This is a genomic window from Streptomyces sp. NPDC052299 (genome assembly GCF_040679335.1).
Classification (GTDB): domain Bacteria; phylum Actinomycetota; class Actinomycetes; order Streptomycetales; family Streptomycetaceae; genus Streptomyces.
Map to the genome: position 1 here is coordinate 1 of NZ_JBFAUP010000006.1, position 23,136 is coordinate 23,136.

At 73.1% G+C, this 23,136-nt stretch carries 25 protein-coding genes; 12 read left to right on the top strand and 13 right to left on the bottom strand.

The features are described 5' to 3' along the window. Positions 1-1,316, bottom strand: a 1,316-nt coding sequence (locus AB0L33_RS11805; protein WP_365680162.1) for a coagulation factor 5/8 type domain-containing protein, incomplete at its 3' end; no start/stop codon positions are given. 298 nt (positions 1,317-1,614) lie between these two features. On the opposite strand from AB0L33_RS11805, the gene AB0L33_RS11810 reads away from it, so the two are divergent. Beyond that, positions 1,615-2,247 (top strand): class I SAM-dependent methyltransferase, encoded by a 633-nt coding sequence (locus AB0L33_RS11810; protein WP_365680165.1) that lies wholly within the window; start codon positions 1,615-1,617, stop codon positions 2,245-2,247. Positions 2,248-2,305: 58 nt separating this feature from the next. On the opposite strand, the gene AB0L33_RS11815 is transcribed toward AB0L33_RS11810, so the two are convergent. Both AB0L33_RS11815 and AB0L33_RS11820 read right to left on the bottom strand, forming a co-directional pair. After that, positions 2,306-2,848, bottom strand: coding sequence for a TetR family transcriptional regulator (locus AB0L33_RS11815; protein WP_365680168.1), 543 nt, complete (start codon positions 2,846-2,848; stop codon positions 2,306-2,308). 19 nt (positions 2,849-2,867) lie between these two features. Further along, complete coding sequence (locus AB0L33_RS11820; RefSeq protein WP_365680170.1) at positions 2,868-3,446, bottom strand: sugar O-acetyltransferase; 579 nt, start codon at positions 3,444-3,446, stop codon at positions 2,868-2,870. A gap of 53 nt (positions 3,447-3,499) precedes the next feature. Between AB0L33_RS11820 and AB0L33_RS11825 the strand changes: the two genes are divergently transcribed. Further along, entirely contained in the window at positions 3,500-4,777 is a 1,278-nt protein-coding gene (locus tag AB0L33_RS11825; RefSeq protein ID WP_365680795.1) for an MFS transporter, read from the top strand. Here the strand turns inward: AB0L33_RS11825 and thrS are convergent. The 5 genes from thrS to AB0L33_RS11850 all read right to left on the bottom strand — a co-directional run bounded on the left by thrS (position 4,774) and on the right by AB0L33_RS11850 (position 9,747). Beyond that, entirely contained in the window at positions 4,774-6,096 is a 1,323-nt protein-coding gene (gene thrS, locus AB0L33_RS11830) for a threonine--tRNA ligase (protein ID WP_365680797.1), read from the bottom strand. The two genes, AB0L33_RS11825 and thrS, sit on opposite strands and share 4 nt — an antisense overlap. A gap of 124 nt (positions 6,097-6,220) precedes the next feature. Beyond that, positions 6,221-6,925 (bottom strand): class F sortase, encoded by a 705-nt coding sequence (locus tag AB0L33_RS11835; protein ID WP_365680172.1) that lies wholly within the window; start codon positions 6,923-6,925, stop codon positions 6,221-6,223. A 120-nt stretch (positions 6,926-7,045) separates the two neighbouring features. After that, positions 7,046-7,675, bottom strand: coding sequence for a hypothetical protein (locus AB0L33_RS11840; RefSeq protein ID WP_365680174.1), 630 nt, complete (start codon positions 7,673-7,675; stop codon positions 7,046-7,048). Positions 7,676-7,905: 230 nt separating this feature from the next. Continuing rightward, positions 7,906-8,745 (bottom strand): transglutaminase-like domain-containing protein, encoded by an 840-nt coding sequence (locus tag AB0L33_RS11845; RefSeq protein ID WP_365680176.1) that lies wholly within the window; start codon positions 8,743-8,745, stop codon positions 7,906-7,908. A 3-nt stretch (positions 8,746-8,748) separates the two neighbouring features. Then, positions 8,749-9,747 carry a GNAT family N-acetyltransferase gene (locus AB0L33_RS11850; RefSeq protein WP_365680177.1) on the bottom strand — a complete coding sequence of 333 codons (999 nt, stop codon included), beginning with the start codon at positions 9,745-9,747 and terminating at the stop codon, positions 8,749-8,751. Positions 9,748-9,864: 117 nt separating this feature from the next. Between AB0L33_RS11850 and fdxA the strand changes: the two genes are divergently transcribed. Further along, positions 9,865-10,185 (top strand): ferredoxin, encoded by a 321-nt coding sequence (gene fdxA, locus AB0L33_RS11855; protein WP_018105475.1) that lies wholly within the window; start codon positions 9,865-9,867, stop codon positions 10,183-10,185. Between the two features lie 118 nt (positions 10,186-10,303). After that, the gene (locus AB0L33_RS11860) at positions 10,304-11,398 is read left to right on the top strand and encodes a bifunctional succinyldiaminopimelate transaminase/glutamate-prephenate aminotransferase (protein WP_365680180.1); all 1,095 of its coding nucleotides are present in this window, start codon (positions 10,304-10,306) and stop codon (positions 11,396-11,398) included. A gap of 65 nt (positions 11,399-11,463) precedes the next feature. On the opposite strand, the gene AB0L33_RS11865 is transcribed toward AB0L33_RS11860, so the two are convergent. Then, a complete protein-coding gene (locus tag AB0L33_RS11865; protein WP_365680182.1) occupies positions 11,464-11,862 on the bottom strand; it encodes an ATP-binding protein in 399 nt (132 codons plus the stop codon). Positions 11,863-12,177: 315 nt separating this feature from the next. Beyond that, the gene (locus AB0L33_RS11870) at positions 12,178-13,041 is read right to left on the bottom strand and encodes a hypothetical protein (protein WP_365680799.1); all 864 of its coding nucleotides are present in this window, start codon (positions 13,039-13,041) and stop codon (positions 12,178-12,180) included. A 137-nt stretch (positions 13,042-13,178) separates the two neighbouring features. Here AB0L33_RS11870 and dapE point away from each other — a divergent pair, with 137 nt between their 5' ends. Both dapE and AB0L33_RS11880 read left to right on the top strand, forming a co-directional pair. Then, the gene (gene dapE, locus AB0L33_RS11875; RefSeq protein ID WP_365680184.1) at positions 13,179-14,258 is read left to right on the top strand and encodes a succinyl-diaminopimelate desuccinylase; all 1,080 of its coding nucleotides are present in this window, start codon (positions 13,179-13,181) and stop codon (positions 14,256-14,258) included. Positions 14,259-14,366: 108 nt separating this feature from the next. Then, on the top strand, positions 14,367-15,152 hold the full coding sequence (locus AB0L33_RS11880) for a TIGR00730 family Rossman fold protein (protein ID WP_365680186.1): 786 nt from the start codon (positions 14,367-14,369) through the stop codon (positions 15,150-15,152). A gap of 184 nt (positions 15,153-15,336) precedes the next feature. Here AB0L33_RS11880 and folP read toward each other — a convergent pair whose 3' ends face one another. Beyond that, positions 15,337-16,197: a dihydropteroate synthase gene (gene folP / locus AB0L33_RS11885; protein WP_365680801.1), complete on the bottom strand. Its 861-nt coding sequence runs from the start codon at positions 16,195-16,197 to the stop codon at positions 15,337-15,339. A gap of 131 nt (positions 16,198-16,328) precedes the next feature. Between folP and AB0L33_RS11890 the strand changes: the two genes are divergently transcribed. After that, positions 16,329-16,754, top strand: coding sequence for a DivIVA domain-containing protein (locus tag AB0L33_RS11890; RefSeq protein WP_365680188.1), 426 nt, complete (start codon positions 16,329-16,331; stop codon positions 16,752-16,754). Continuing rightward, complete coding sequence (locus AB0L33_RS11895; protein WP_365680190.1) at positions 16,751-17,338, top strand: DNA-3-methyladenine glycosylase I; 588 nt, start codon at positions 16,751-16,753, stop codon at positions 17,336-17,338. The genes AB0L33_RS11890 and AB0L33_RS11895 overlap by 4 nt, the downstream gene beginning before the upstream one ends. A 3-nt stretch (positions 17,339-17,341) precedes the next feature. Here AB0L33_RS11895 and AB0L33_RS11900 read toward each other — a convergent pair whose 3' ends face one another. Continuing rightward, positions 17,342-18,154, bottom strand: a complete 813-nt coding sequence (locus AB0L33_RS11900; RefSeq protein ID WP_365680192.1) for an enoyl-CoA hydratase-related protein — start codon at positions 18,152-18,154, stop codon at positions 17,342-17,344. A gap of 313 nt (positions 18,155-18,467) precedes the next feature. Here AB0L33_RS11900 and AB0L33_RS11905 point away from each other — a divergent pair, with 313 nt between their 5' ends. Then, a complete protein-coding gene (locus AB0L33_RS11905; RefSeq protein ID WP_018105485.1) occupies positions 18,468-18,635 on the top strand; it encodes a DUF3117 domain-containing protein in 168 nt (55 codons plus the stop codon). Between the two features lie 106 nt (positions 18,636-18,741). Here the strand turns inward: AB0L33_RS11905 and AB0L33_RS11910 are convergent, their stop codons facing one another. After that, complete coding sequence (locus AB0L33_RS11910; protein ID WP_018105486.1) at positions 18,742-19,407, bottom strand: O-methyltransferase; 666 nt, start codon at positions 19,405-19,407, stop codon at positions 18,742-18,744. 177 nt (positions 19,408-19,584) lie between these two features. On the opposite strand from AB0L33_RS11910, the gene sigE reads away from it, so the two are divergent. The 3 genes from sigE to AB0L33_RS11925 all read left to right on the top strand — a co-directional run bounded on the left by sigE (position 19,585) and on the right by AB0L33_RS11925 (position 23,132). Beyond that, positions 19,585-20,352 (top strand): RNA polymerase sigma factor SigE, encoded by a 768-nt coding sequence (gene sigE, locus AB0L33_RS11915; protein WP_185993001.1) that lies wholly within the window; start codon positions 19,585-19,587, stop codon positions 20,350-20,352. After that, the gene (locus tag AB0L33_RS11920) at positions 20,349-21,332 is read left to right on the top strand and encodes a zf-HC2 domain-containing protein (RefSeq protein WP_365680195.1); all 984 of its coding nucleotides are present in this window, start codon (positions 20,349-20,351) and stop codon (positions 21,330-21,332) included. Before sigE ends, AB0L33_RS11920 begins: the two co-directional genes overlap by 4 nt. 123 nt (positions 21,333-21,455) lie before the next feature. Beyond that, the gene (locus AB0L33_RS11925) at positions 21,456-23,132 is read left to right on the top strand and encodes a trypsin-like peptidase domain-containing protein (protein WP_365680197.1); all 1,677 of its coding nucleotides are present in this window, start codon (positions 21,456-21,458) and stop codon (positions 23,130-23,132) included. Positions 23,133-23,136 lie beyond the last annotated feature (4 nt).

Consider the following 23,136-nt stretch of genomic DNA (forward strand, 5'->3'; position numbering starts at 1 on the left):
ATGATCGTGTCGTTGCTGTTGATCACCATGCCCGTGGTCGCCTTGCCGGCGCCCGCGCCGCCGACCCGGACGAACACGTCCTGGACGCTGGTCGGATTGTCCGCGTGGCTCGCGGACGCGCCCTCGGGGCCGACCTCGACCAGCGTGTCGCTGTTGGTGGTGCCCGCGTCGACGAGCAGTCCGGCCAGCTTCACGCCGTCCACGTCACCGACCTTGAGGGCGGTGACCCCGTTGTCCGGGACGATCGTCGCCAGGCCGAGGCCCAGCACCACGGTGTTGGCGCGGTCGATGTCGATCGGCCGGTCGACGTGGTAGATCCCGGGCGTGAACAGCAGGTGCAGCCCCTGGTCCACCGCCGCATTGATCGTCTCCGCGCTCGCGCCCGGCTTCACCACGTAGAACTGGTCGAGCGGGATGGACTCGCCCTGCGGGGTGCCGTTGCCCCAGGAGACGCCGCGCGCGTTGGTGCGCTTGGCCGGGACGAACACCTTGTAGGCGTCGCCGTCCAGGTAGAGGAACGGCTTCTCGCGGGAGACCGGGGTGTTGTCGAGGGTGGTGTAGGGAGGGTTGGGGAAGCTCTGTGCCGGGGCGCCCTCGACGCCGGAGAACGTCATGTTCCAGACGCCGTTGCCCCAGCTGCCGATGGAGCTGTCGCGGGTGTACCACTGCTGCTGCGAGTACGGACCGACCTGGCCGTCGATCTTGCTGTCGGCGATGTACCCGCCGCTCGCCCAGCCGTAGCCGTTCGGGGCGAGGTTGAGGCCGCCCTTGACGTGCATCCGGCGGAACGGCGCGGCCTGGGACACGGCCCAGCGGTCGGTGCCGTTCACCGGGTTCAGCGCCAGGTTCTCCGCCGAACGCCAGAAGTTCTGCGTGGCGTTGCCGTTGAACCAGCCCGCGTCCACGGTGACATCACCGTTGAACGTGGTGTCATCGGGGTTCAGGCCGAGACCGGCGATCGACGTGTAGAAACCGATCTGCGCGTTGATGTTGTTGTACGTGCCCGGCTTGAACAACAGCGCGTAACGGCCGTCACCGAACTGCGCCGACTCCTGCTTCTTGAACACCTCGTCGACCTTGGCCTGGATGTCCGGTGTCGACGGGTCGAACACCATGACGTTCGGACCGAGGTCGCCACCGCCCTCGACGGCCTGCGCGTCCTGCCCGAAGGCGGTCTGCGCCGTGGGGACGGCCATGAGCAGCGACACGGCGAACGCGGCGAACCCGAAGGCCCTGCCCCGGCGCCTGCGGCGGGAGGGTGCGGTGGAGGTGGGTGTGGGGGGTGTGGTGGGGGCTTCCGTGGGGGGAAGGTGCATGGACGTACGTCTCCTGGGTGTTGGTGCGGGTGACGCGACGAACGAACCGGCGGAATGCTCAGAGAGCGCTCTCCGGTGGGTGTTGATGGTTCCGCTGTTACCAGGGACACGTCAAGAGGTGTGCGTCGGAAGCCTTGGCCGGACCCGGCCGTGCGCAACAAATAATGTCTGTGGCACGGCAATTGACCCGCTCTGTGGCCAGTTCGACGTGCTCCTGCGTTCAGGAGCTGACGGTGACCGCCCCCGAGCGCGGGGTACCCGGCCCCGGCCGGCGCCACCACCCCTTAGGGTCGTACGGATGACCGAACTCGACGCGACCCGCGCCTATTACGACACCGTCGCCGAGGACTACGCCGCCCGCGTCCCCGGCCTCTTCACCGAGGACATCCCGGGGCGCGCGCTGATCGGCGCGTTCGCGGAGGAGGTTCGCGCGGACGGCGGACTCCCCGTCGCCGATCTCGGCTGCGGTCCGGGCCATGTGACGGCCCATCTGGCCGGCCTCGGGCTGGACGTCCACGGTGTCGACGTGTCGCCGCGCATGGTGGACATCGCCCGGCGCCGCCACCCGGAGCTGCGCTTCGAGACCGGAGCGATGGACGCGCTCGCGCTGCCGGACGGCGGCCTCGGCGGGATCGTCGCCTGGTGGTCCATCCTGCACACGCCGCCGGACCGGCTCCCGGCCCTCTTCGCGGAGTTCCGCCGCGTCCTGATCCCCGGTGGCCGGCTGCTCCTGGGGTTCCACGCCGGGAACGGGGAGCCCTACACCTCGGAGAAGCGGGCCGGTGGATGCGCGTACGCCATCCACCTGCTGTCCGCCGACGGGGTTGTCGGACAACTGGAGGAGGCCGGGTTCGCCCTCACCGCCCGGCTGACCACCCCCGGCGCGAGGTGGCCCCAGGTCTGCCTGCTCGCCCGGGCGGCCGGCGCGTGAGAGGTGACCTGGCCGGCACCTTGGTCAGGTGGGGTGCCGGCCAGGGGCTGTGGGCCCGTCAGGCGCGCGTGATGCGGGCGATGGCCTCGACGGTCAGGGCGCGGTCGTGCGGTTCGGTCTCCAGCGCGCGATGGATGGAAAGGCCCTCGATCAGCGCGTCGAGCTGACGGGCCGTCGCCGGGTCGAAGTGCCACTCCAGGGCGACCCGGCTGCGGCGCATCCACTCACGGGTCAGCTCGCGGTAGGCGGGCTTGCGGGCGGCGAGGGTGTACAGCTCGTGCGTGAGGACCAGTTCGCGCTGATTGCCGCCGGACAGATGGTGGACCAGATCGGCGACCGCCTCGCGCGCCTCGTCCCGTGTGGTGGCGGCGCCCAGGCGCTCCTCGAAGACGGCGACGATGCCGCTGGAGAACCGCGTGAACGCCTCCCGCAGCAGCTCGTCCATGCCGGCGAAGTGGTACGTCATCGAGCCGAGCGGCACCCCGGCCCGGGCGGCGACCTTGCGGTGCGAGGTCCCGGCGACCCCCTCGGCCGCGATCAGGTCGAGCGCCGCGGTGATGATGCGCTCCCGCCGCTCGGGGTCGTTCTGTCCGGTCGCCACCTGGGTCCCTGTCTCTCGTCTAGATCGAACGGATCACCCGGGCCGGATTGCCCACGGCGACCACGTTGGCGGGGACGTCCTTGGTGACGACGGCTCCCGCGCCGATGACGCTGTTGTCCCCGATGGTCACCCCGGCCAGCACGATCGCCCCGCCGCCGAGCCAGACATTGTCGCCGATCGTGATGGGCCGCGCCGCCTCCAGCTTGTCGCGGCGGGGCTCCGGCTCCACCGGATGCGTCGGCGTGAGCAACTGGACGTTCGGCCCGATCTGGCAGTCGCGGCCGATGGTGATCGGCGCGACGTCCAGCGCGGTCAGGTTGTAGTTGATGAACGTGTCCTCGCCGACCGTGATGTACGAGCCGTAGTCCACGTACAGCGGCGGCCGGATGTGCGCCCCCGCGCCGAGCCCGCCGAGGAGTTCGGCGACGACCGGCTGCGCGGCGTCCGGGTCCTCGGCGTAGGCGGCGAGATAGCGGGCGGCCAGCCGCACGGCCCGCTTCTGGGCCTCGACGATCTGCGGGTCGTCCGCGATGTACAGGTCTCCGGCGAGCATCCGCTCGTGGTTCGTACGCGGATCGCCCGCGAAGTAGTCCGTCATGGGTACGAGCGTACACTCCAGGCGTACGATCGTACGCTCGTGGCGTCCGGGAAATTTCCGGCCGCCGCTCTCCCACCGTCACCTCCTCCCACCGTCTGACGAGGCCCCGCTGTATGGATGCCGCCACACGCCGCTGGCGTGCCGCACTCTTCCTCTTCATGCTCGCCGCCGGCACCGGCATGGCCTCCTGGGTCGCGCGCACCCCCGCCGTCCGGGACGGGCTCGACGTGTCCACCGGCGCGATGGGTCTGGTGCTGTTCGGGCTGTCCACCGGTTCGATGGCCGGTGTGATGGCGTCCGGGCCGCTGGTGCGGCGCCACGGGGGCCGGACGACGATCCTCGGCGGGGTCACCCTGATCGTCGCCGGGCTGCTGGTCGTCGCGGCCGGGACCGCCCTCTCGCTCGCCGCCGTGGTCTTCGCGGGACTGGCCCTGTTCGGCGGCGGGATGGGGATGAGCGAGGTGGCGTTCAACATCGAGGGCGCCGCAGTCGAGAGCGCCATCGGGCGGCCCGTCCTGCCGGTGCTGCACGGCTGCTTCAGCCTGGGGACCGTCGTCGGGGCCCTCCTCGGCATGGCGCTGACGGCGGCCGCGTTCCCCGTCGGCCAGCATCTGACGCTCGTCGCGGGGCTGATAGCCGCGGCCGGTACGCGGGCGGTCCTCGCCATTCCGCCCGGCACCGGCAAGGACGACGCTCCCGCCGCCGGCTCCGGGCAGGGCGGCCTGCGCGGACAGCTGCACGTCTGGCGCGACCGGCAGCTCGTCCTCATCGGCGTGATCGTGCTGGCGATGGCCTTCGCGGAGGGCGCCGCCAACGACTGGCTGCCGCTGCTCATGGTCGACGGGTACGACGTGAGCCCCACGGCTGGCTCGCTGACCTTTCTGGTCTTCGCCGCCTCCATGACCCTGGGCCGGCTCGCCGGCGGCCCCTTCCTGGAGCGCTTCGGCCGGGCGCTGGTCGTCCGGATCAGCGGCCTGACCGCCGCGCTGGGCCTGGCGGTCGTCATCGTCGCCCCGAGCCCCCTGATGGCGGGCGTCGCCACGGTGCTCTGGGGGCTCGGCGCCTCGCTCGGCTTCCCGGTCACGGTGTCCGCCGCGGGCGACCACCCGACGGACGCCGCCGCACGGGTGGCCGCCGTCTCCACGGCGGGCTACGGCGCCTTCCTGGTCGGCCCGCCCGCCCTCGGCTTCCTCGCCGACCACATCGGCCTGCGCCTCACGATGACCGTGGTGCTCGCGCTGGTCGCCGTGGCGGCCCTGCTGGCCGGGGCGCTGGGGCCGGGCCCGGAGGACGACAGGCCGAGGGTGGAGGCGGCGCCGGACGCGGCCTAGAGGTCCGCCTCCTCGTCCCACAGCGCGGTGCTGTGCGCGGCGGTCAGCGCGGCGATCCGGGACAGCGCCTCCCCGGCCGGCAGGGGATCGAGCCGCCGGCCGTCGCGCAGGCGGAGTGCGACGAGCCCTTCGGCCGCCTCCGCCGCGCCGATCACCACCTGGTACGGCACCAGCCTGGCCTCGCGGACGCGGGCGCCCAGGCTGCCGCGCTCCCGGCCGCTGATCTCCGCCCGCAGCCCCAGCTCCGCGCACCGCCCGGCCAGCGCCTCCGCCGCCGGGAGTTCGGCGTCGGACACCGGAAGGACCGCCAGCTGCTTCGGGGCGAGCCAGGCCGGGAAGGCGCCGCCGTGCTGCTCGATGAGATGGGCCACGGCCCGCTCGACGCTGCCGATGACGGAGCGGTGCACCATGACCGGGCGGTGCTTCGCCCCGTCGGCCCCGATGTAGTGGAGGTCGAAGCGCTCCGGCTGGTGGAAGTCGACCTGGACGGTGGACAGGGTGAACTCGCGGCCCGCCGCGTCCTCGACCTGCACGTCGATCTTCGGCCCGTAGAACGCGGCCTCGCCCTCCGCCGCCTCGTAGGGCAGCCCCGACGCCTCCAGCACCTCGGTCAGCAGCGCGGTCGCGCGCCGCCACAGCTCCGGGGCGGCGACGTACTTGCCGCCGGGCCCGGGCAGCGAGAGCCGGAAGCGGGCCGCGCGGACGCCCAGTGCCTCGTACACCCGGAGGATCATGTCGAGCGCCCCGCGCGCCTCGTCGGCGACCTGCTCGACGGTGCAGAAGATGTGCGCGTCGTTCAGCTGGATGGAGCGCACCCGGGTCAGCCCGCCGAGGACCCCGGACAGCTCCGCGCGGTACATCCCGCCCAGCTCCGCCATCCGCAGCGGCAGTTCGCGGTAGCTGTGCGCCCGGGACCGGTAGATCACCGCGTGGTGCGGGCACAGGCTCGGCCGCAGCACCAGGCGCTGTCCCTCGCCCAGGTCCATCGGCGGGAACATGTCGTCGCTGTAGTGCGCCCAGTGCCCCGAGCGTTCGTACAGCTCCTGTTTGCCGAGCACCGGCGAGTACACATGGCGGTAGCCCGCCCGCCGCTCGGCGTCCCGGATGTACTCCTCCAGGGTGTGCCGCAGCTCCGCCCCGTCCGGCAGCCAGTAGGGGAGTCCCGCGCCGATCAGCGGATCGGTGTCGAACAGTTCGAGCTCGCGGCCGAGTTTGCGGTGGTCGTGCATGGCGGTCTCCTCGCGTGGGAAGAGGCGAGCGACCCCATGCGAAAGCCCCGGGGCACTCGCCCCGGGGCTTGTCGGCTGGTCAGCAGTCAGCGCGCCGGGACACTCTCCGGCGTCGTCGTGTTCATGGCGGCACGCTGCATGGTTCCGACGTTAGCAGCGGCCCGCGCCCGCCCGCATCCGGTTTCCGCGCCCGTTGGCGGGGGAAGGCCGCCGCTCATCCCTCCTTGACCGAGTCGAGGTGCGCGAAGACCACGACGTTGTCCTCGTAGTCCTTGGCCTTCCGGTCGTAGTTGCCGCCGCAGGTGATCAGCCGCAGCTGCGCGTCCGGGGTGTCGGCGTACACCTTGTCGTCCGGGAAGTCCGCCTTGCTGAACGTCTCCACGGTGTCGACGGAGAACGTGGCCACCGTGCCGTCGGCGCGGGTGATGTCGACGGTCGCCCCGGGTTTCAGGAAGCGCAGCTGGAGGAAGACGGCCGGACCGGTCGTCGTGTCCACGTGGCCCGCCACGATCGACGCCCCCTTCTCGCCGGGCGTCGCACCGTCCTTGAACCAGCCGACCAGGTTCTTGTCGTTCGGCGGCGGCGCGTCGAGCCGCCCCGAGGGGCCGATGGAGAGCGGGGTGAACGGCGCGTCCACCGCGATCGCCGGAATGCGCAGCCGCGTCGGCACCGAGCGCGGCAGCGAGGGCGAATCGCTCGGGTCCGCCTTCGCCGATGCCGCGGCCGACGGGGACGCGGCGGAAGCGGCGGCCGGGGGCGGGGCGGGTGCCTTGTCGTCGGCCGGCGAACCGAGGGAGTGATAGATCAGGGTCATGCCGAGACCGGCCGTCGCGAGGGGCCAGAACAGGGCCCGGCCGAGCGAGCCGGCGCGGGACGCGGCCCCGGGGGAGGGGGTTTCGGTGGTCTGCGGGGCGGCCATGGAGAACGTGCCTTTCGTCCGTACGGGGGCGGTACGAGTGGGGAGGACCGGGAAACGCGGGCGCCGCGGCCGCCGGCCCCGGAGGGACGGCGACCGCGACGACAGAGGCCCGCGGGCCGGTCAGGCCATCGCACCGCCGGACGCCTGACGGCGGCGGAGCCGGTAGGCGGCCACGCCGGCGCCACCGAGCAGCAGCAGCGAACCGGCGGCCAGACCGCTGCCGGTCATCGCCATCGCGCCGCCACCGGTGTGCATGCCGCCGCTCGGCTTCTCCTCGTCCTTGTACTTGCCGCCCTCGTCGCCGGGCTGCCACTCCGTGACGGTCTGCGCGAGGGCGCCGCCGCCGGTGTGGACGCCGCCGTGGGGCTTGTCCTCGTCGTCCTTGCTGTACTTGCCGCCTTCGTCGCCGGGCTGCCACTCCTTGGCGAGGGTGTTGGCGAGGGCGCCGCCGCCGGTGTGGACGCCCCCGTGGGGCTTGTCCTCGTCGTCCTTGCTGTACTTGCCGCCCTCGTCGCCCGGCTGCCACTCCTTCGTGACGGTCTTCGACAGCGCGCCGCCGCCGGTGTGGACGCCGCCGTGCGGCTTGTCCTTCTTCCACTCGCCGTCGGAGTTGTCGTGCTCGTGGTCGGAGGCGGACGAGCCGCCCTGGTGCTGGTCGGCGGCGAAGGTCATCGCGTAGGCCGAGGGAGCGGTGATGGTGAGGACCGCCGTGACGGCGGCCGAAGCGAACAGCGTGCGGGCAGAGCGCATCTGTACACATTTCCTTTCGTCGCCCCTGCGAGGAGTGACGGCGTGTCGACTCCTGGTGACGCAGCGGCTACGTGATCCACCGTCAGTCCGAACCCGGGAGCGCGCCATCGGAGAGCGCCGCATTGGGGCTACGGCATGGGCCCATCGAGTGGTGAAGAACGGATAATCACCCGTTGGACGGCATGCCGTGCCCCCTGAGGTTTGGGCGCCGTGCCGCGCCTCCCGCTCCGTCAGTTCAGGAGCGCCCGCGCCGCCCGCGCACTGTTGCGCACCGCCTCCGCCACGGCCGGCTCCACGTCCTCGACGACCCGCGCGTACTCCTCCATCTCGGCCGCCCCGCGCAGGAACTCGCCCGCGCGCACCAGCAGCTGGGCGTGCTCGTAGCGCAGCCTGGCCGGGTGCGACGGCAGCAGCAGCGACAGCTCGGCCGCCCACAGCGCCACGGCCGTCTGCTCCGGGCGGGCCGCGGCCCAGGCCCGGATGTTGTTCAGCACGCGCAGCACGACCTCCAGCGGCCGTGCGGGCTCCAGCGACGACGGCTCCCACCGCTCCCCGGTCGCGCTCGTCACCATCAGCTCCGCGTCCTGGTCCGACAGCGGCCGCCCCCCGGCGAACGGATCGGCGAGGACCCGCTCGGCCGGGTCGCCGAAGCCGACCACGAAATGACCCGGCAGAGCCACGCCGTACACCGGCGCGCCCGCCCGCCGGGCGACCTCGATCCACACCACCGACAGCAGGATCGGCAGCCCGCGCCGCCGCCGCAGCACCTCGTGCAGCAGGGACGACTCCAGCCGCTGGTAGTCCGCCGCCGACCCCTCGAACCCGTATCGCTCACCGAGCAGTTCGGCCAGCGCCGACGCCCAGGCATGGGCGCCGCGCAGCCCGTACGGGAGCTGCCCGGCGAGCCGGTCCAGCTCGATCTGGGCCTCGTCGATGCCGTGCGCGTCCAGCGCCGGATCCGCCTCCGCCGCCACCAGCAGGCACAGCAGCGCCAGGTCGGGCCGCTCGGCCCGGGCCTCCTCCGCGAACCTGCGGCGCAGCTCCTCGCGGTCGTTCCTCTCGTCCGCCACCGGTCACACCGGCCGGAAGTGGTGGTAGCGGTGGTGCGTCGCGAAGCCCATCCCGTCGTACAGCGCGCGGGCGCCCTCGTTGTCCGCCTCCACCTGGAGCCAGGCGGCGGACGCGCCCTCGTCCATCGCCTGCCGGGCCAGCGCGGTCATCACGGCGGTCGCCAGGCCCCGGCGGCGGTGCTCGGGGGCCACCTCGACGGCCATGAAGCCGGCCCACCGCCCGTCCACCACGCACCGCCCGATCGCGGCGGGCGCCCCGCCGTCCTCGCCGGGCACGGTCGCGAACCACACCGAGGGGCCGCTGTGCAGCACCGCGGTCACCTCCGGCCCCGGCGTCCCGACGCGCTGGTAGCGGGCGAGCCACCCGGCACCGGCCGTACGGTCCAGCCGGACCCGGGACACCTCGGCCGGCAGGTCACCGACCGGGGCGAGCGCCGCGATCCGCACCTCCGCCGTCACCTCGCGCCGCCAGCCGTGCTCCTCCAGCGCCGCGCACAGCTCCTCCTGCGCGCCCTCGGCGCCGGTCGCGGTCTGTACGTACGCGGGCAGCCCCCGCTGCGTGTACCACGCGCGGACGCGGCCGAGCGCCGCGTCGAGCGGCATGCCCGGATCGCCGAGCGGCAGCGCCGAGTTGGCGCGGCGGGTGAATCCGGCAGAGGCACGCAGCAGCCAGTCGCCCAGCGGTTCGCTCTCCACGGGCTGCCAGGCGCGCGCGGTCGCCCGGGCGAGTTCGTCGAAGGAGGCGGCCGGGCCGCGCCGCCGGGCCGGGGCGGAGGGAACGACCTTTCCCGCCACGAGAGAGGACTCCGCGATGCGCACCGACACGCCGCTCTTGGGTGTGATGCACAGCACACCGTCGTTCCATGATGTGAGAACGCCGACCGTGTCGGTGAATTCCGACCCGTTCGGGCCGTCTCCGCTCAGACGCCGGACTGATACCCGTTTGCCCACGTCAGCTGGTGCAATTCGGACCTCCAGCCGTCCGCCGATGGTGAATTCCACAGCTCTGTCCGCCCCTCCTGTTCGGATCGTGCCCGCGAACGGAGATACTAGGTGCGGGCATCGACGACGCCGCGCTCCCGCGCGAGAGCCAACGCCCTACCGAGGAGGAACGACAGCGTGACCTACGTCATCGCGCAGCCTTGTGTCGACGTCAAGGACAAGGCCTGCATCGAAGAGTGCCCCGTCGACTGCATCTACGAGGGCCAGCGGTCCTTGTACATCCACCCGGACGAGTGCGTCGACTGTGGAGCCTGCGAGCCGGTCTGCCCGGTGGAAGCGATCTTCTACGAGGACGACACCCCGGACGAGTGGAAGGACTACTACAAGGCGAACGTCGAGTTCTTCGACGACCTCGGTTCGCCGGGTGGGGCCTCCAAGCTTGGTCTGATCGAGCGCGACCACGCGTTCATCGCCGCGCTGCCGCCGCAGAACCAGTAACAGCGCCCCGGCACGTGCGCCACCCCGGTCCCGTACGGCTCGCCGCCGTGCGGGACCGCGGTGTTTCCCGCGCCCGCCGGGCCGCCCGCGTGAACTCCGTACGAGAAAGCAGAGAGCCGTGTCCGCAGTCTCCTCCCGCCTCCCGGTCTTCCCCTGGGACAAGCTGGCGCCCTACAAGTCGACGGCCGAGGCCCACCCGGACGGGATCGTGGACCTGTCCGTCGGCACCCCCGTCGACCCGGTGCCCGAGCTGATCCGGCAGGCGCTCGTCGCGGCCGCGGACAGCCCTGGCTATCCGACGGTGTGGGGGACCGCCGCACTGCGCGACGCGCTCACCGGGTGGGTGGAGCGGCGGCTCGGCGCCGTGGCGGTCGCCCATGAGAACGTGCTGCCCGTCGTCGGCTCCAAGGAGCTGGTGGCCTGGCTGCCGACCCAGCTCGGCCTGGGCCCCGGCGACAAGGTCGCCTACCCGCGGCTCGCCTACCCGACGTACGAGGTCGGTGCGCGGCTCTGCGGCGCGGAGCCGGTGGTCTACGACGACCCGACCGAGCTCGACCCGGCCGGCCTGAAGCTCCTCTGGCTCAACTCCCCGTCCAATCCGACCGGCCGCGTCCTCGCCAAGGACGAGCTGGTCCGCATCGTCGCCTGGGCCCGCGAGCACGGCGTACTCGTCTTCAGTGACGAGTGCTACTTGGAGCTGGGCTGGGAGGCGGAGCCGGTCTCCGTGCTCCACCCGGACGTCTGCGGTGGCACGTACGAGGGCATCGTCGCCGTCCACTCCCTGTCGAAGAGGTCCAACCTCGCGGGCTACCGCGCGGCGTTCATCGCGGGCGACGCGGCCGTGCTGGGCGAGCTGCTGCTGATCCGCAAGCACGGCGGCATGATGACGCCCGCGCCCGTCCAGGCCGCGACGGTCGCCGCGCTGGGCGACGACGCCCACGTCGCCGAACAGCGCGCCCGGTACGCGGACCGGCGCACCGCCCTGCGCACGGCCCTGGAGGCCCACGGCTTCCGCATCGAGCACAGCGAGGCGAGCCTCTACCTCTGGGCCACCCGCGACGAACCCTGCTGGGAGACCGTGGCGTACCTGGCGGAGCTGGGCATCCTGGTCGCGCCCGGCGACTTCTACGGACCGGCCGGCGACCGCTTCGTCCGGGTGGCGTTCACGGCCACGGACGAGCGCGTGGCGGCGGCGGTCAAGCGCCTCGGCTGACCACCGGCGTACGAGAGGGCCCCCGGAAGCGTGTGCTCCGGGGGCCCTCTCGCGTCGGGCGGGCGTCAGCCGAGCGGCAGGCCCTGGGTGAGCGCGTCGGTGGGCAGGCCGCCCTTGGCCGCCTTGGAGACGGTGCCGGTGGCGTCGCCCTCGGTGGCGCCGGAGACCTTCTTCGCGACGGGGGCGGCCTTGCCGCCGACGTCGGTGAGCGTCTTGCCCGCGACCGGCAGCGCGGTGCCGACGAGCTTGCCGCCGGCCTCGTTCGCCGCGCCCGAGGCCGGCTTGGCGGCGCCTTCGACCGTCTTGCCGAGACCGGAACCCTCGACGCTGGTGAGACCGCCGAGGTCCGGGGCCTGCGAGAGCTCAGCGGCACCCGCGGCACCGGCCGCACCGACCACGGGGGCCGCACCCGCCGCGATCAGCAGCGCGGTACGGGCGATCCGACGGGTCAGGGGGAGGGACATGATGCTCCTTCGACGGGAGAGGAATTCGGGCTGTCCGTGAGCCGGACGCCATGACAACCGTCGTGGGGGCGGGTGAGGTTGCGGTGCGGTGACGTAAAGACTGAGCAATGCGTCGGATAATCCTCAGCGGAGGAACCCGGGCAAACCGTGCGCTCCATGATGGTTCGGCGAACCGTCACTCCCCTTGCGCCGCAAGGCTCGCGGGAGGGGCGCGACGGGTCCCCGAGGGGCCTTCCGGGGGGCGCCGGGGGGCGCACGACGGTACGCCCGCACGGGCGATGACCCGCACGTCTGCGCGGGCACCCCCGGGCGCTCTCAGCCCACCAGCCGGAGCCGTACCGCGTCCGTGTCGGACGTCTCGCGCTCCGACGCCTCGCGTTCCGTGCGCCAGCCCGAGCCGGCCGCCCAGACCCGGCCCCCGTACGCGACCTCGTCGATGCCCAGCGCCTCCGACTGCGCCACCGCCCAGTGCGCCAGCTCCCAGCCGCGCTGCGGTGCCCCGTCCCGGTCGGCGCGGCGGTCCGCCCGCACCGGGACCGTGAGGGCGCCCGAGGCCGAGGGGCCCGCCGTGCCGGTGCCGGCCGGGAGGACACCCTTGCCGAAGGCGCTCACCAGGGCGGCCCGCACCTTCGTCGCGTCGCCCGTCCCGGCGGTGGTCCGGGGCGGCTCGCAGTCCAGCGCGGCGGGGGTGCGGCCGGTCAGCGCGGCGGCCAGCAGCGCCGCGTCCGGCTCGTGCTTCGCGTACGCCTGCGGGAAACCGCTGCGCTGGACGCGCTGCGCGGCCTCGGTCAGCGGCAGCCGCGAATAGCCCCGCACCTTCGCCAGGTGCTGGTAGAACTTCCCCGCCGCGTACACCGGGTCCATGATCTGCCGCGCGGTGCCCCAGCCCTGCGAGGGCCGCTGCTGGAACAGCCCGAGCGAATCCCGGTCGCCGTGGTCGAGGTTGTGCAGCGCGGACTCCTGCAGCGCCGTGGCCAGTGCGATGGTGACCGCGCGCTCCGGCATCCCGCGCCGCGTGCCGACGGCCGAGATCGTCGCGGCGTTCGCGGCCTGCTCGGGCGTCAGCCGGTACGAACCGTCCGCCGACCGCACCGTGCACTGATCGGACCCGCGCCCGCCCGAAACGTACTGAACCATCAGATAACCGGCCACCGCGGCGAGCACACCGACGGCCGCCACGATCCGCAGCCGACGGCTGCGGCCGGGACGCCGGGGAGCAGCGGAATCGGTCCTGGTCACGGGGCCACCGTACGACAGGCGCAGCGCCTCTCCGGGGCCCGGGCGGGGGGCTCCGGAGAGGCGCTAGGGTCGTAGCCATGGCCGAAAGCACGCTTGACCTCACCCTTGACGGGCCCGCCCTCACCGCCGCACTCGTCGACTTCCCCTCGGTCAGCGGGGACGAGAAAGACCTCGCCGACGCCATCGAGACGGCGCTGCGCGCACTGCCGCACCTCACCGTCGAGCGGTACGGGAACAACGTCGTGGCCAGGACGGAACTCGGCCGTTCCGAACGCGTCATCCTGGCCGGGCACATCGACACCGTGCCGATCGCCGACAACGTGCCCTCCCGGCTGGACGCGGACGGCCTCCTCTGGGGCTGCGGCACCTCCGACATGAAGTCCGGCGTCGCCGTCCAGCTGCGCATCGCCGCCACCGTGCCCGAGCCCAACCGCGACCTCACCTTCGTCTTCTACGACCAGGAGGAGGTCGCCGCCCACCTCAACGGCCTCGGCCGCATCGCCGACGCCCACCCGGAGTGGCTGAAGGGCGACTTCGCCATCCTGCTGGAGGGTTCGAACGGCGAGGTCGAGGGCGGCTGCCAGGGCACCCTGCGCGTCTTCCTCCGGCTGGAGGGCGAGCGGGCGCACTCCGCGCGCAGCTGGATGGGGTCCAACGCCATCCACGCCGCCGCCCCGGTCCTCGCCCGCCTCGCCGCGTACGAGCCCCGGCGGCCGGTGATCGACGGGCTGGAGTACCACGAGGGCCTGAACGCCGTACGCATCGAGGGCGGCGTCGCCAACAACGTGATCCCCGACGCCTGCACCGTCGTCGTCAACTACCGCTACGCCCCCGACCTCGGCCAGGAAGAGGCCCTGGCCCACGTCCGCGAGGTCTTCGCGGACTGCGGCGTCGCGGAGTTCACGGTGGACGACCACTCCGGCGCGGCGATGCCCGGCCTCTCGCATCCGGCGGCCAAGGCGTTCATGGAGGCGGTCGGCGGCGTCGCCCGGCCCAAGTTCGGCTGGACGGACGTGGCCCGCTTCGGCCCCCTGGGCGTCCCCGCGGTCAACTACGGACCCGGCGACCCGGTCCTCGCCCACAAGCGCGACGAGCACGTCAGGACCGAGCGCATCACCCACTGCGAGGAGCGCCTGCGGTCCTGGCTCACGTCCTGACCCACGTCCGACCCTCCGCCTTCCCCTGTCCGTAACCCGTGGCGATCTACGCTGGCGGGAGACGGAGGCGTCGCGGAGCGCCCCCGGAGTCGGCGGAGGGAGCAGGTCATGGGCAACCGCGAGGACGCGCGCATTCCCGAGGGTGCGGAGATCCCCGAGGGCGCGGTACGGCCCGAGGAACAGCGCCTCGGCCCCGTACTGCGCCGCAGGGACCAGGTGCAGCCCGGCACGACCGATCAGCGGCTGCTGGACTCCGAGGACGACTCCGAGTGGGTGCACACCGACCCGTGGCGGGTGATGCGCATCCAGTCGGAGTTCGTCGAGGGCTTCGGCGCGCTCGCCGAACTGCCGAGCGCCATCAGCGTCTTCGGCTCGGCCCGCACGCCCGCCGGTGCGCCGGAGTACGAGGCGGGTGTACGGATCGGCAGGGCGCTGGTCGACGCGGGCTTCGCGGTCATCACCGGGGGCGGCCCGGGTGCGATGGAGGCGGCGAACCGGGGGGCGCGCGAGGCGAGCGGCATCTCGGTCGGCCTCGGCATCGAGCTGCCCTTCGAGTCCGGGCTGAACCCGCACGTCGACATCGGCGTCAACTTCCGCTACTTCTTCGTCCGCAAGACGATGTTCGTCAAGTACGCCCAGGGCTTCGTCGTCCTGCCCGGCGGCCTGGGCACCCTGGACGAACTCTTCGAGGCGCTGACCCTGGTCCAGACGGGCAAGGTCACCCGCTTCCCGATCGTCCTCTTCGGCACGGCCTACTGGGGCGGCCTGGTGGACTGGCTCCGCGACACGGTGGTGGCGCAGGGCAAGGCGTCGGAGCGGGATCTGCTGCTGTTCCACGTCACGGACGACGTGGACGAGGCGGTGGCACTGGTGACGAAGGAAGTGGGCCGCTGAGCGTTGCGGGGGCCACCGTGAAACCAAGCCCCTCCGGCGTTTGAGGAGCGGGGTCCGGGCAGCACCCCGCACCCCCAGCCCCTCCGGCGTTTGAGGAGCGGGGTCCGGGGCGGAGCCCCGGTTACGGGAAGGGGCGGGGAGGGGAACAGGCCCGCCGCAGGCGCACCGCAGGCGCACCCTCCCCCTACGCCAGCCCCCTCCGCGCGACCGCCGGCGCCCGCCACCCCGCGAGGGACGCCACCATGTCCAGGACGTCCCGCGTCTCGGCCACCTCATGCACCCGGTACACCCGCGCCCCCAGCCACGCGGACACCGCCGTCGTCGCCAGCGTCCCCAGCAGCCGTTCCTTCACCGGCCGGTCCAGCGTCTCGCCCACGAAGTCCTTGTTGGAGAGCGAGACCAGCACCGGCCACCCCGTCTCCGCCATCTCGCCGAGCCGGCGGGTCGCCTCCAGCGAGTGCCGGGTGTTCTTCCCGAAGTCGTGACCGGGGTCGATCATGATCCCGTCGGGCCGGACCCCCAGGGAGACGGCCCGCTCGGCCAGCCCCACGGTCACCCGCAGGATGTCGGCCATCACGTCCTCGTACCCCACCCGGTGCGGCCGGGTCCGGGGCTCCGCCCCGCCCGCGTGGGTGCACACGAGCCCCGCCCCGTGCCGCGCGGCCACCTCGGCGAGCTTCGGGTCCACCCCGCCCCACGCGTCGTTCAGCAGATCCGCCCCCGCCTCGCAGACCGCCTCGCCGACCTCGTGGCGCCAGGTGTCGACGCTGATCACCACGTCCGGGTGGCGGCGGCGCACCTCGGCGACGAAGCCGACGGTGCGGCGGGCCTCCTCCTCGGCGGTGACCTCCTCACCGGGCCCGGCCTTGACGCCGCCGATGTCGATGATCGCCGCGCCCTCGGCCACGGCCTGCTCGACCCGGGCGAGCGCGGGCTCGTCCAGGAAGGTGGCGCCCCGGTCGTAGAAGGAGTCCGGGGTGCGGTTCACGATCGCCATGATCACCTGCTCGTGCGGCCCGAATTCACGCCGCCCCAGCCGGAGCACACCGCTTGCCATCCGTGTCCCTTCCTGTGAATCCACCCGCGGAAACCGTCGCAGGCCAACAGCCGACACTAACGGTCAGTGCCGCATGGCACGATCGGACCCGGACGAATTCCGCTCCCGGGGAGATACGCGTGTTCTTGTTCTTGCTGCTGGCGATGGTGGTGGTGGTTGCCGCGGTCACCCTCGCGGTGGTCGGTGGAGGCAGAAGCGCCGTCCTGCAGGACGTGGCGCCCGAGCAGCTGACGGACCCGCTGCCCGCCTCGCGCCCGGTCGGCCGGGAGGACGTCGAGGCACTGCGACTGCCCGTCGGTCTCCGGGGCTACCGGATGGCGGAGGTGGACGACGCGCTCGGCCGGCTCGGCGCCGAGCTCGCCGAGCGGGACGCGCGGATCGCGGAGCTGGAGTCGGCGCTCGCCGGTGCGCAGGCGACCAGGACGGGCGGCCCCGACCTGCTCAAGGAGGGGCCCGGCACGCAGCCCCGCCCCTGGCAGCCGCCCGAGACCGCCGCCCCGGCGGACGAACGCCCGGCCCCCGACGACGAGGAGCCCGGCCGATGACCGGCGGAGCCGTGGCGGCGGCGGACGGCGGACTGCGCTGCCCCTGGGGCCTGTCCACCGAGGACTACCTCTGGTACCACGACACGGAGTGGGGCCGTCCGGTCCACGGCGACGACGCGCTGTTCGAGCGGCTGTGCCTGGAGGCGTTCCAGTCGGGGCTGTCCTGGCTGACGATCCTGCGCCGCCGCGAGGGCTTCCGCAGCGCGTTCGCCGGGTTCAGCATTGCGGCGGTCGCGGAGTTCACGGAGGGGGACCGGGAACGCCTGCTGGCCGACGAGGGGATCATCCGCAACCGCGCGAAGGTCGACGCCACCATGGCCAACGCCCGGGTGCTCGCCGGCTGGGGCCCCGGCGAGCTGGACGAGCTGATCTGGTCGTACGCCCCCGACCCGCTGAGCCGCCCGGCCCCGAAGACCCTCGGGGACGTGCCGGCGGTCACCCCCGAGTCCACGGCCCTGGCCAAGGAGCTGAAGAAGCGGGGGCTGCGCTTCATCGGACCGACCACGGCCTACGCCCTGATGCAGGCGTGCGGCCTGGTGGACGACCACCTCGCCGACTGCGTCTCCCGCCCCACCCCGGCGTAGCGCCTACCGCCCGAGGTACTTCGGCTTCTCCTTCGCGAGGAACGCCCGCACCGCGATCCCGTGGTCCTCGGACACCCCCGCCCGGGTCTGGAGCTCGTCCTCCTTCTCCAGGGCCTCGGCCAGGCCGTGACCCGCGCCGAAGGCGAGCGACTCCTTGAGCGCCGCGTAGGCGACGGTCGGCCCGTCGGCCAGCGCGCGGGCCACGGCGGCCGCCTCGGCGGCCAGCTCGGCCGCGGGCACCAGCCTGTTGACGATGCCCAGCTCATGGGCGTCCCGCGCGGAGATGGAGCGCGGGAAGAGCAGCAGGTCGGCGGCGCGGCTCTGGCCGATCAGCCGGGGCAGCGTCCAGGAGACGCCCGAGTCGGCGGTGAGGGCGACCCCGGCGAACGAGGTGTTGAAGGAGGCGGTGTCGGCGGCCACCCGGTAGTCGCAGGCGAGCGCGAAGCCGAAGCCCGCGCCCGCGGCGGCGCCGTTGATCCCGGCCACGACCGGCTTCGGCATCTCCGTGAGCGCCCGCACGATGGGGTTGTAGTGCTCCCGCACGGTGCTCAGCGGATTGCCCCCGCCCGCCGCCTCGGTCTCCGCCAGCTTGGACAGGTGCTCCTTGAGGTCCTGCCCGACACAGAAGGCGCGCTCCCCGGCCGCCGTGAGCAGCACCGCCCGGACGCCGGTGTCGGCGGCGGCGGACCGCAGCGCGTCACGGAGCGCGACCTTGGCGGCGGTGTTCATGGCGTTCATCGCGTCGGGGCGGTTGATCGTGATCGTCGCGAGCCCGTCGCTGATGTCGTACCGCACCACGTCGTCGTGATCGGCCATGAGGGGTCCCCTTTGCGTGTCGTTGACCTGCGTGTCCAGGCAAGCATGGCCGACTTCGACGGAGCCGGACATGTGACCTGCGTCAAACATTTACGCGCCACGGAGGGGTCCAAGGGGCCGGAGTATCCCAGTGAGGTCCCCGAATTGGGTGGTTTTGACTGAGCGCGTTGCCCAAGAGATGCAGAGCGATGTTGGTCATCGGGGCCGGTGATGCGGGATAATGGCGTGGAAGCATTGTGTTCGATGCCGGTGAGGCAGCGCCTGTCATGGGGCCGCCGGTTGCGATGAGCTGGTTTCAGGAAGGGGAACGAGCATGGCGGCCATGAAGCCGCGGACGGGCGACGGCCCGCTCGAGGTGACAAAGGAGGGGCGGGGCATCGTCATGCGAGTTCCGCTCGAAGGCGGCGGTCGGCTTGTCGTGGAGCTGACGCCGGACGAGGCCGATGCCCTCGGCGACGCCCTCAAGCAGGTCGTCGGCTGAGCAGACGCTCATAACTTCACCGCTGCCCCGGCATGGTTCCCGTGCCGGGGCAGCGGCGCGTCCGGAGCCGGCCGCCCGCGTACGGCGGGGCGGCCGCGCGTACGCCTCAGCCGCGCCGCACCGCGCAGAGCAGACCGTCGCCCACCGGCAGCAGCGTCGCCATCAGCTCCTGGCTCTCGCGGACCGCCCGCAGCAGCTCCCGTACGCGCAGCACCTCGGCCGGCTGGGCGGCCGAGTCGACCGTACGGCCGTCCGCGAAGACGCCCTCGAAGCAGACGAGGCCCCCAGGTCGCAGCAGGCGCAACGATTCAGCGAGACAGTCCAGGCTCTCCATCCGGTCGCCGTCGCAGAACACGAGGTCGTAGCCGCCGTCCGCGAGCCGGGGGAGCACATCGAGCGCGCGTCCCGGGATGAAGCGGGACCGGTTGGCCGCGAAGCCCGCGGCGCGGAACGCCTCCCGGGCGAACTGCTGGCGCTCGGGCTCCGGGTCGACCGTGGTCAGCACCCCGTCCGGCCGCATCCCGTGCAGCAGATAGATGCCGGACACGCCGGTGCCGGTGCCGATTTCCGCCACGGCCTTGGCGTCCGTGGTGGCAGCGAGCAGGCGCAGGGCGGCCCCGGTGCCTGGCGACACCGAGCGGAGCCCTGCCTCGCGGGCCCGGTCCCGGGCCCAGCGCAGTGCTTCGTCCTCGGCGACAAAGGCGTCGGCGAACGCCCAGCTCGTCTGCCGGTTGGCGGTAATGACCCTCTCCTGTCCCCTTAGTTGGCGCAACGGTGACTGTATCCGCTGGACCCGGGAACCCGCAGATGGGACCGGGCGTTGTCCAAAGGTGGGGAGAAGCCCGGTGACGAGGCCCGCCGGTCGGGTCCGTGGCACGGGTGAGCTTCCGGGGATTTCCCCGGCCCCAGCTGGAAAAAGGCTTATCCGGAGCTAACGGGCGAGGTGGTTATGGTAGGGGCTCCACTGGACACCACCAGAGCCGATAGGGGAGGTGCGGCTGCGCCTGTGGATCGGGGAGGAGTGCTTCGGCGCTTTCTCAGGTCGGCGGGTGAGCCGAAATCCGTGACCGACATTGCTGACCGTTCTTCCAAAGACTCCGCACCGACCGCGACCTTCGCCTCCGATGCGGAATCCCAGGCGTGGACCCCGCCCACATGGGAAGAGATCGTCAGCACGCACAGCGGCCGTGTCTACCGCCTCGCCTACCGCCTGACGGGAAACCAGCACGACGCGGAGGACCTCACCCAGGAGGTCTTCGTCCGTGTCTTCCGTTCGCTGTCGACCTACACGCCCGGCACCTTCGAGGGCTGGCTGCACCGCATCACGACCAACCTCTTCCTGGACATGGTCCGCCGCAAGCAGCGCATCCGCTTCGACTCCCTCGGGGACGACGCCGCCGAGCGGCTGCCCAGCCGTGAGCCCTCGCCCCAGCAGGTCTTCAACGACACCCACTTCGACGCCGACGTCCAGCAGGCGCTGGACACCCTCGCGCCCGAATTCCGGGCCGCCGTCGTCCTCTGCGACATCGAGGGCCTTTCGTACGAGGAGATCGCGGCGACGCTCGGCGTGAAGCTGGGCACGGTGCGCAGCCGTATTCACCGCGGGCGCTCCCACCTGCGCAAGGCGCTGCGGCACCGCTCTCCCGAGGCGCGCGCCGAGCAGCGCTCCCTCGCGGGCGCCGGCGTCCTCCTGGCAGGGGAGGGCGGCACGGCGTGAGCCCAACGGATCCGACCCCCGCGGAACAACACCTGGGGGACCGCCTCGCCGCGCTCGTCGACGGCGAGCTGAAACACGACGCCCGCGACCGGGTGCTCGCCCATCTCGCGACCTGCGCCAAGTGCGCGGCCGAGGCGGCAGCCCAGCGCCGCCTGAAGAACGTGTTCGCGCAGGCCGCCCCGCCCTCGCCCTCCGAAGGCTTCCTGGCCCGCCTCCAAGGGCTTCCGGGTGGACCGCCCGGGGGTGACGACGACCGGCAGGGAAGACCCGAGGGCGCCTCCGGGCGGTTCGGTGACGGACTCTTCCCCGGGACGCGCCCCCCGGGCGGCCGGGCGGACCTCACCACCGCCCCCGGCCCCCTGGACCGCTTCGGCTACGTCCCCGCGGCCCACGGCGGGGCCGCTGTGCTGCCCCCGGCCGACACCGGCTTCCGCATCCACGAGGTGGGACGCGAGGGCGACCGCTCGCCGTGGCGGGGCCGCAGGTTCGCCTTCGCCGCCGCCAGCGCCGTCTCGCTGGCGGCCATCGCGCTCGGCGGCGCCCTCCCGACGACCACCGGTGAGACCCCGACCCGCGCCTCCGGCTCGGGCAACAGCGTCACCCCGGCGGGCACCGACGCCCGGACCGGCGGCGGCCTCCCGGCCGGCCGGCGGAACGGGACGGGCCAGGGCACGCGCGCCATGTCCGGCCAGGCGGACCGCTCGGTCTCCCTCGCGGTGAACACCGTGTCCGCCGGATTCGCGACCCCCTCGCTGCTGGGCACCGGCCGCCTCTCCGGCAATCCGTACGGGCTGGGCCTCCGCTCCGGCATCTCCGCGATACGCCCCGGCGGGGCCGGTTCGCTGCTGGGCCGCGCCCTGGGTGCCGGGCTCGACCCGGCCCCGACCTCCTCCACCCCGCAGCCCTCCCTGCCGCCCACCTCCGCCGCCGCGAAGCCGGCCTCCGCCGACCACGGACTGCCCCTCTCGCCCCGTCGCTGATCCCGCACCCCGTACGGGCTGCGCAGCCCCGGCCCAAACCTGGTTGAATTCCGGCAGGATTTTCGGGAGGGACGCCCCTGCGGGGGCGTGCGGAGGGCCGGTTGCGGCAGTTGCGGGGAGAACATGGACGACGGGAAGCCGACCGAGCCCAAGGCGAAGTGGTGGAGCCGGCCCTCACCGGGGCCGGCCACGGCCGACGAGGCCCCGGCCACCGCGCCTGCCCAGCCGGCCGGGTCGGCCCAGGCGCCCGCGTCGGCTGAGGCGCCCACGACGACGCTGCCCCCGGCAGCCCACGGGGCACCCGAGGCCCACGGGCCGGGTGGCACATCAGTCGCCCCCGAAGCCCACGCGCCCCATGACGCCCCCGAGGCGCCCGCGGTGCCCGACGCACCCCACGACGCCCCCGCGCCCCAGCCGCTGCACGAGCCGGACCCGTACGGCACCCCGCCCTACGGGGGCCCCGGCCCCTGGGCGCCCGCGCCGCCCGTACAGCGGCCGACGCCCGCGCACGGCACGCCCGTGCCCCCGCCGTACGCGGGGACGAACGGCGCGGGGATGTCCGTCGCACCCCCGCCGCCGGCTCCGCAGGACTCGCACCCGCCCGCTCCGCAGTGGCAGAGCTACGACCCCTGGGGCGCGCCCCGGCAGCCGCTCGTCACCCAGCCGGGCCCGCCGCTCCCGGACGGCCGGCGGAAGAACCGGCGCGGCGCGATGCTGATCGGCGCGCTGCTCCTCGCCCTGGTCGCGGGCGGCATCGGCGGCGGCATAGGCGCGTACATAGAACGCAACGGCGGTCTCACCAGCGTCGAGCTGCCCCAGGACGAGCGGGACGGCGGCGGCCGCGCCCCGGACAGCGTGGCGGGCATCGCGGCCAGCGCCCTGCCCAGCGTGGTCACCCTGCACGTCAGCGGCGCCACCGAGTCCGGCACCGGCACCGGCTTCGTCCTCGACGACCGGGGCCACATCCTCACCAACAACCACGTGGTCGCCCCCGCCGGTTCGTCCGGCGAGATCACCGTCACCTTCAGCGGTGGCGAGACCGCGACCGCCGAGGTCGTCGGCAAGGACAGCGGCTACGACCTGGCCGTCGTGAAGGTCAGCGGTGTCTCGGGCCTCAAGCCGCTCCCGCTGGGCAACTCCGACAACGTCCAGGTCGGCGACCCGGTCGTGGCCATCGGCGCCCCGTTCGACCTGTCCAACACCGTCACCTCCGGGATCATCAGCGCCAAGGACCGCCCGATCACCGCGGGCGGCGAGAAGGGCGACGGCAGCGACGTCAGCTACGTCAACGCGCTCCAGACCGACGCCCCCATCAACCCGGGCAACTCCGGCGGCCCGCTGGTGGACACCGACGCCCATGTCATCGGCATCAACAGCGCCATCCGCGCCGCGGACAGCGGCTCGGCCGGCGAGGGCGGGCAGGCCGGGTCCATCGGCCTCGGCTTCGCCATCCCGATCAACCAGGGCAAGCGCGTCGCCGAGCAGCTGATCAACAACGGCAAGGCGACGCACCCGGTGATCGGCGTCACCCTCGACATGAAGTACACCGGCGACGGCGCCAAGGTCGGCGGGAGCGCGCAGGGGTCCTCGCCCGTCACGGCGGGCGGTCCGGCCGACAAGGCCGGCATCGAGGCGGACGACGTCGTCACCGAGGTGGACGGGGAGCGGGTGCACAGCGGCGAGGAGCTCATCGTCAAGATCCGCTCGCACCGGCCCGGGGACCGTCTGGAGCTGACCGTTACGCGCGGTGGTAAAGACCTGTCCATAACTTTGACGCTGGGCTCGGCAACCGGCACGTGACCGC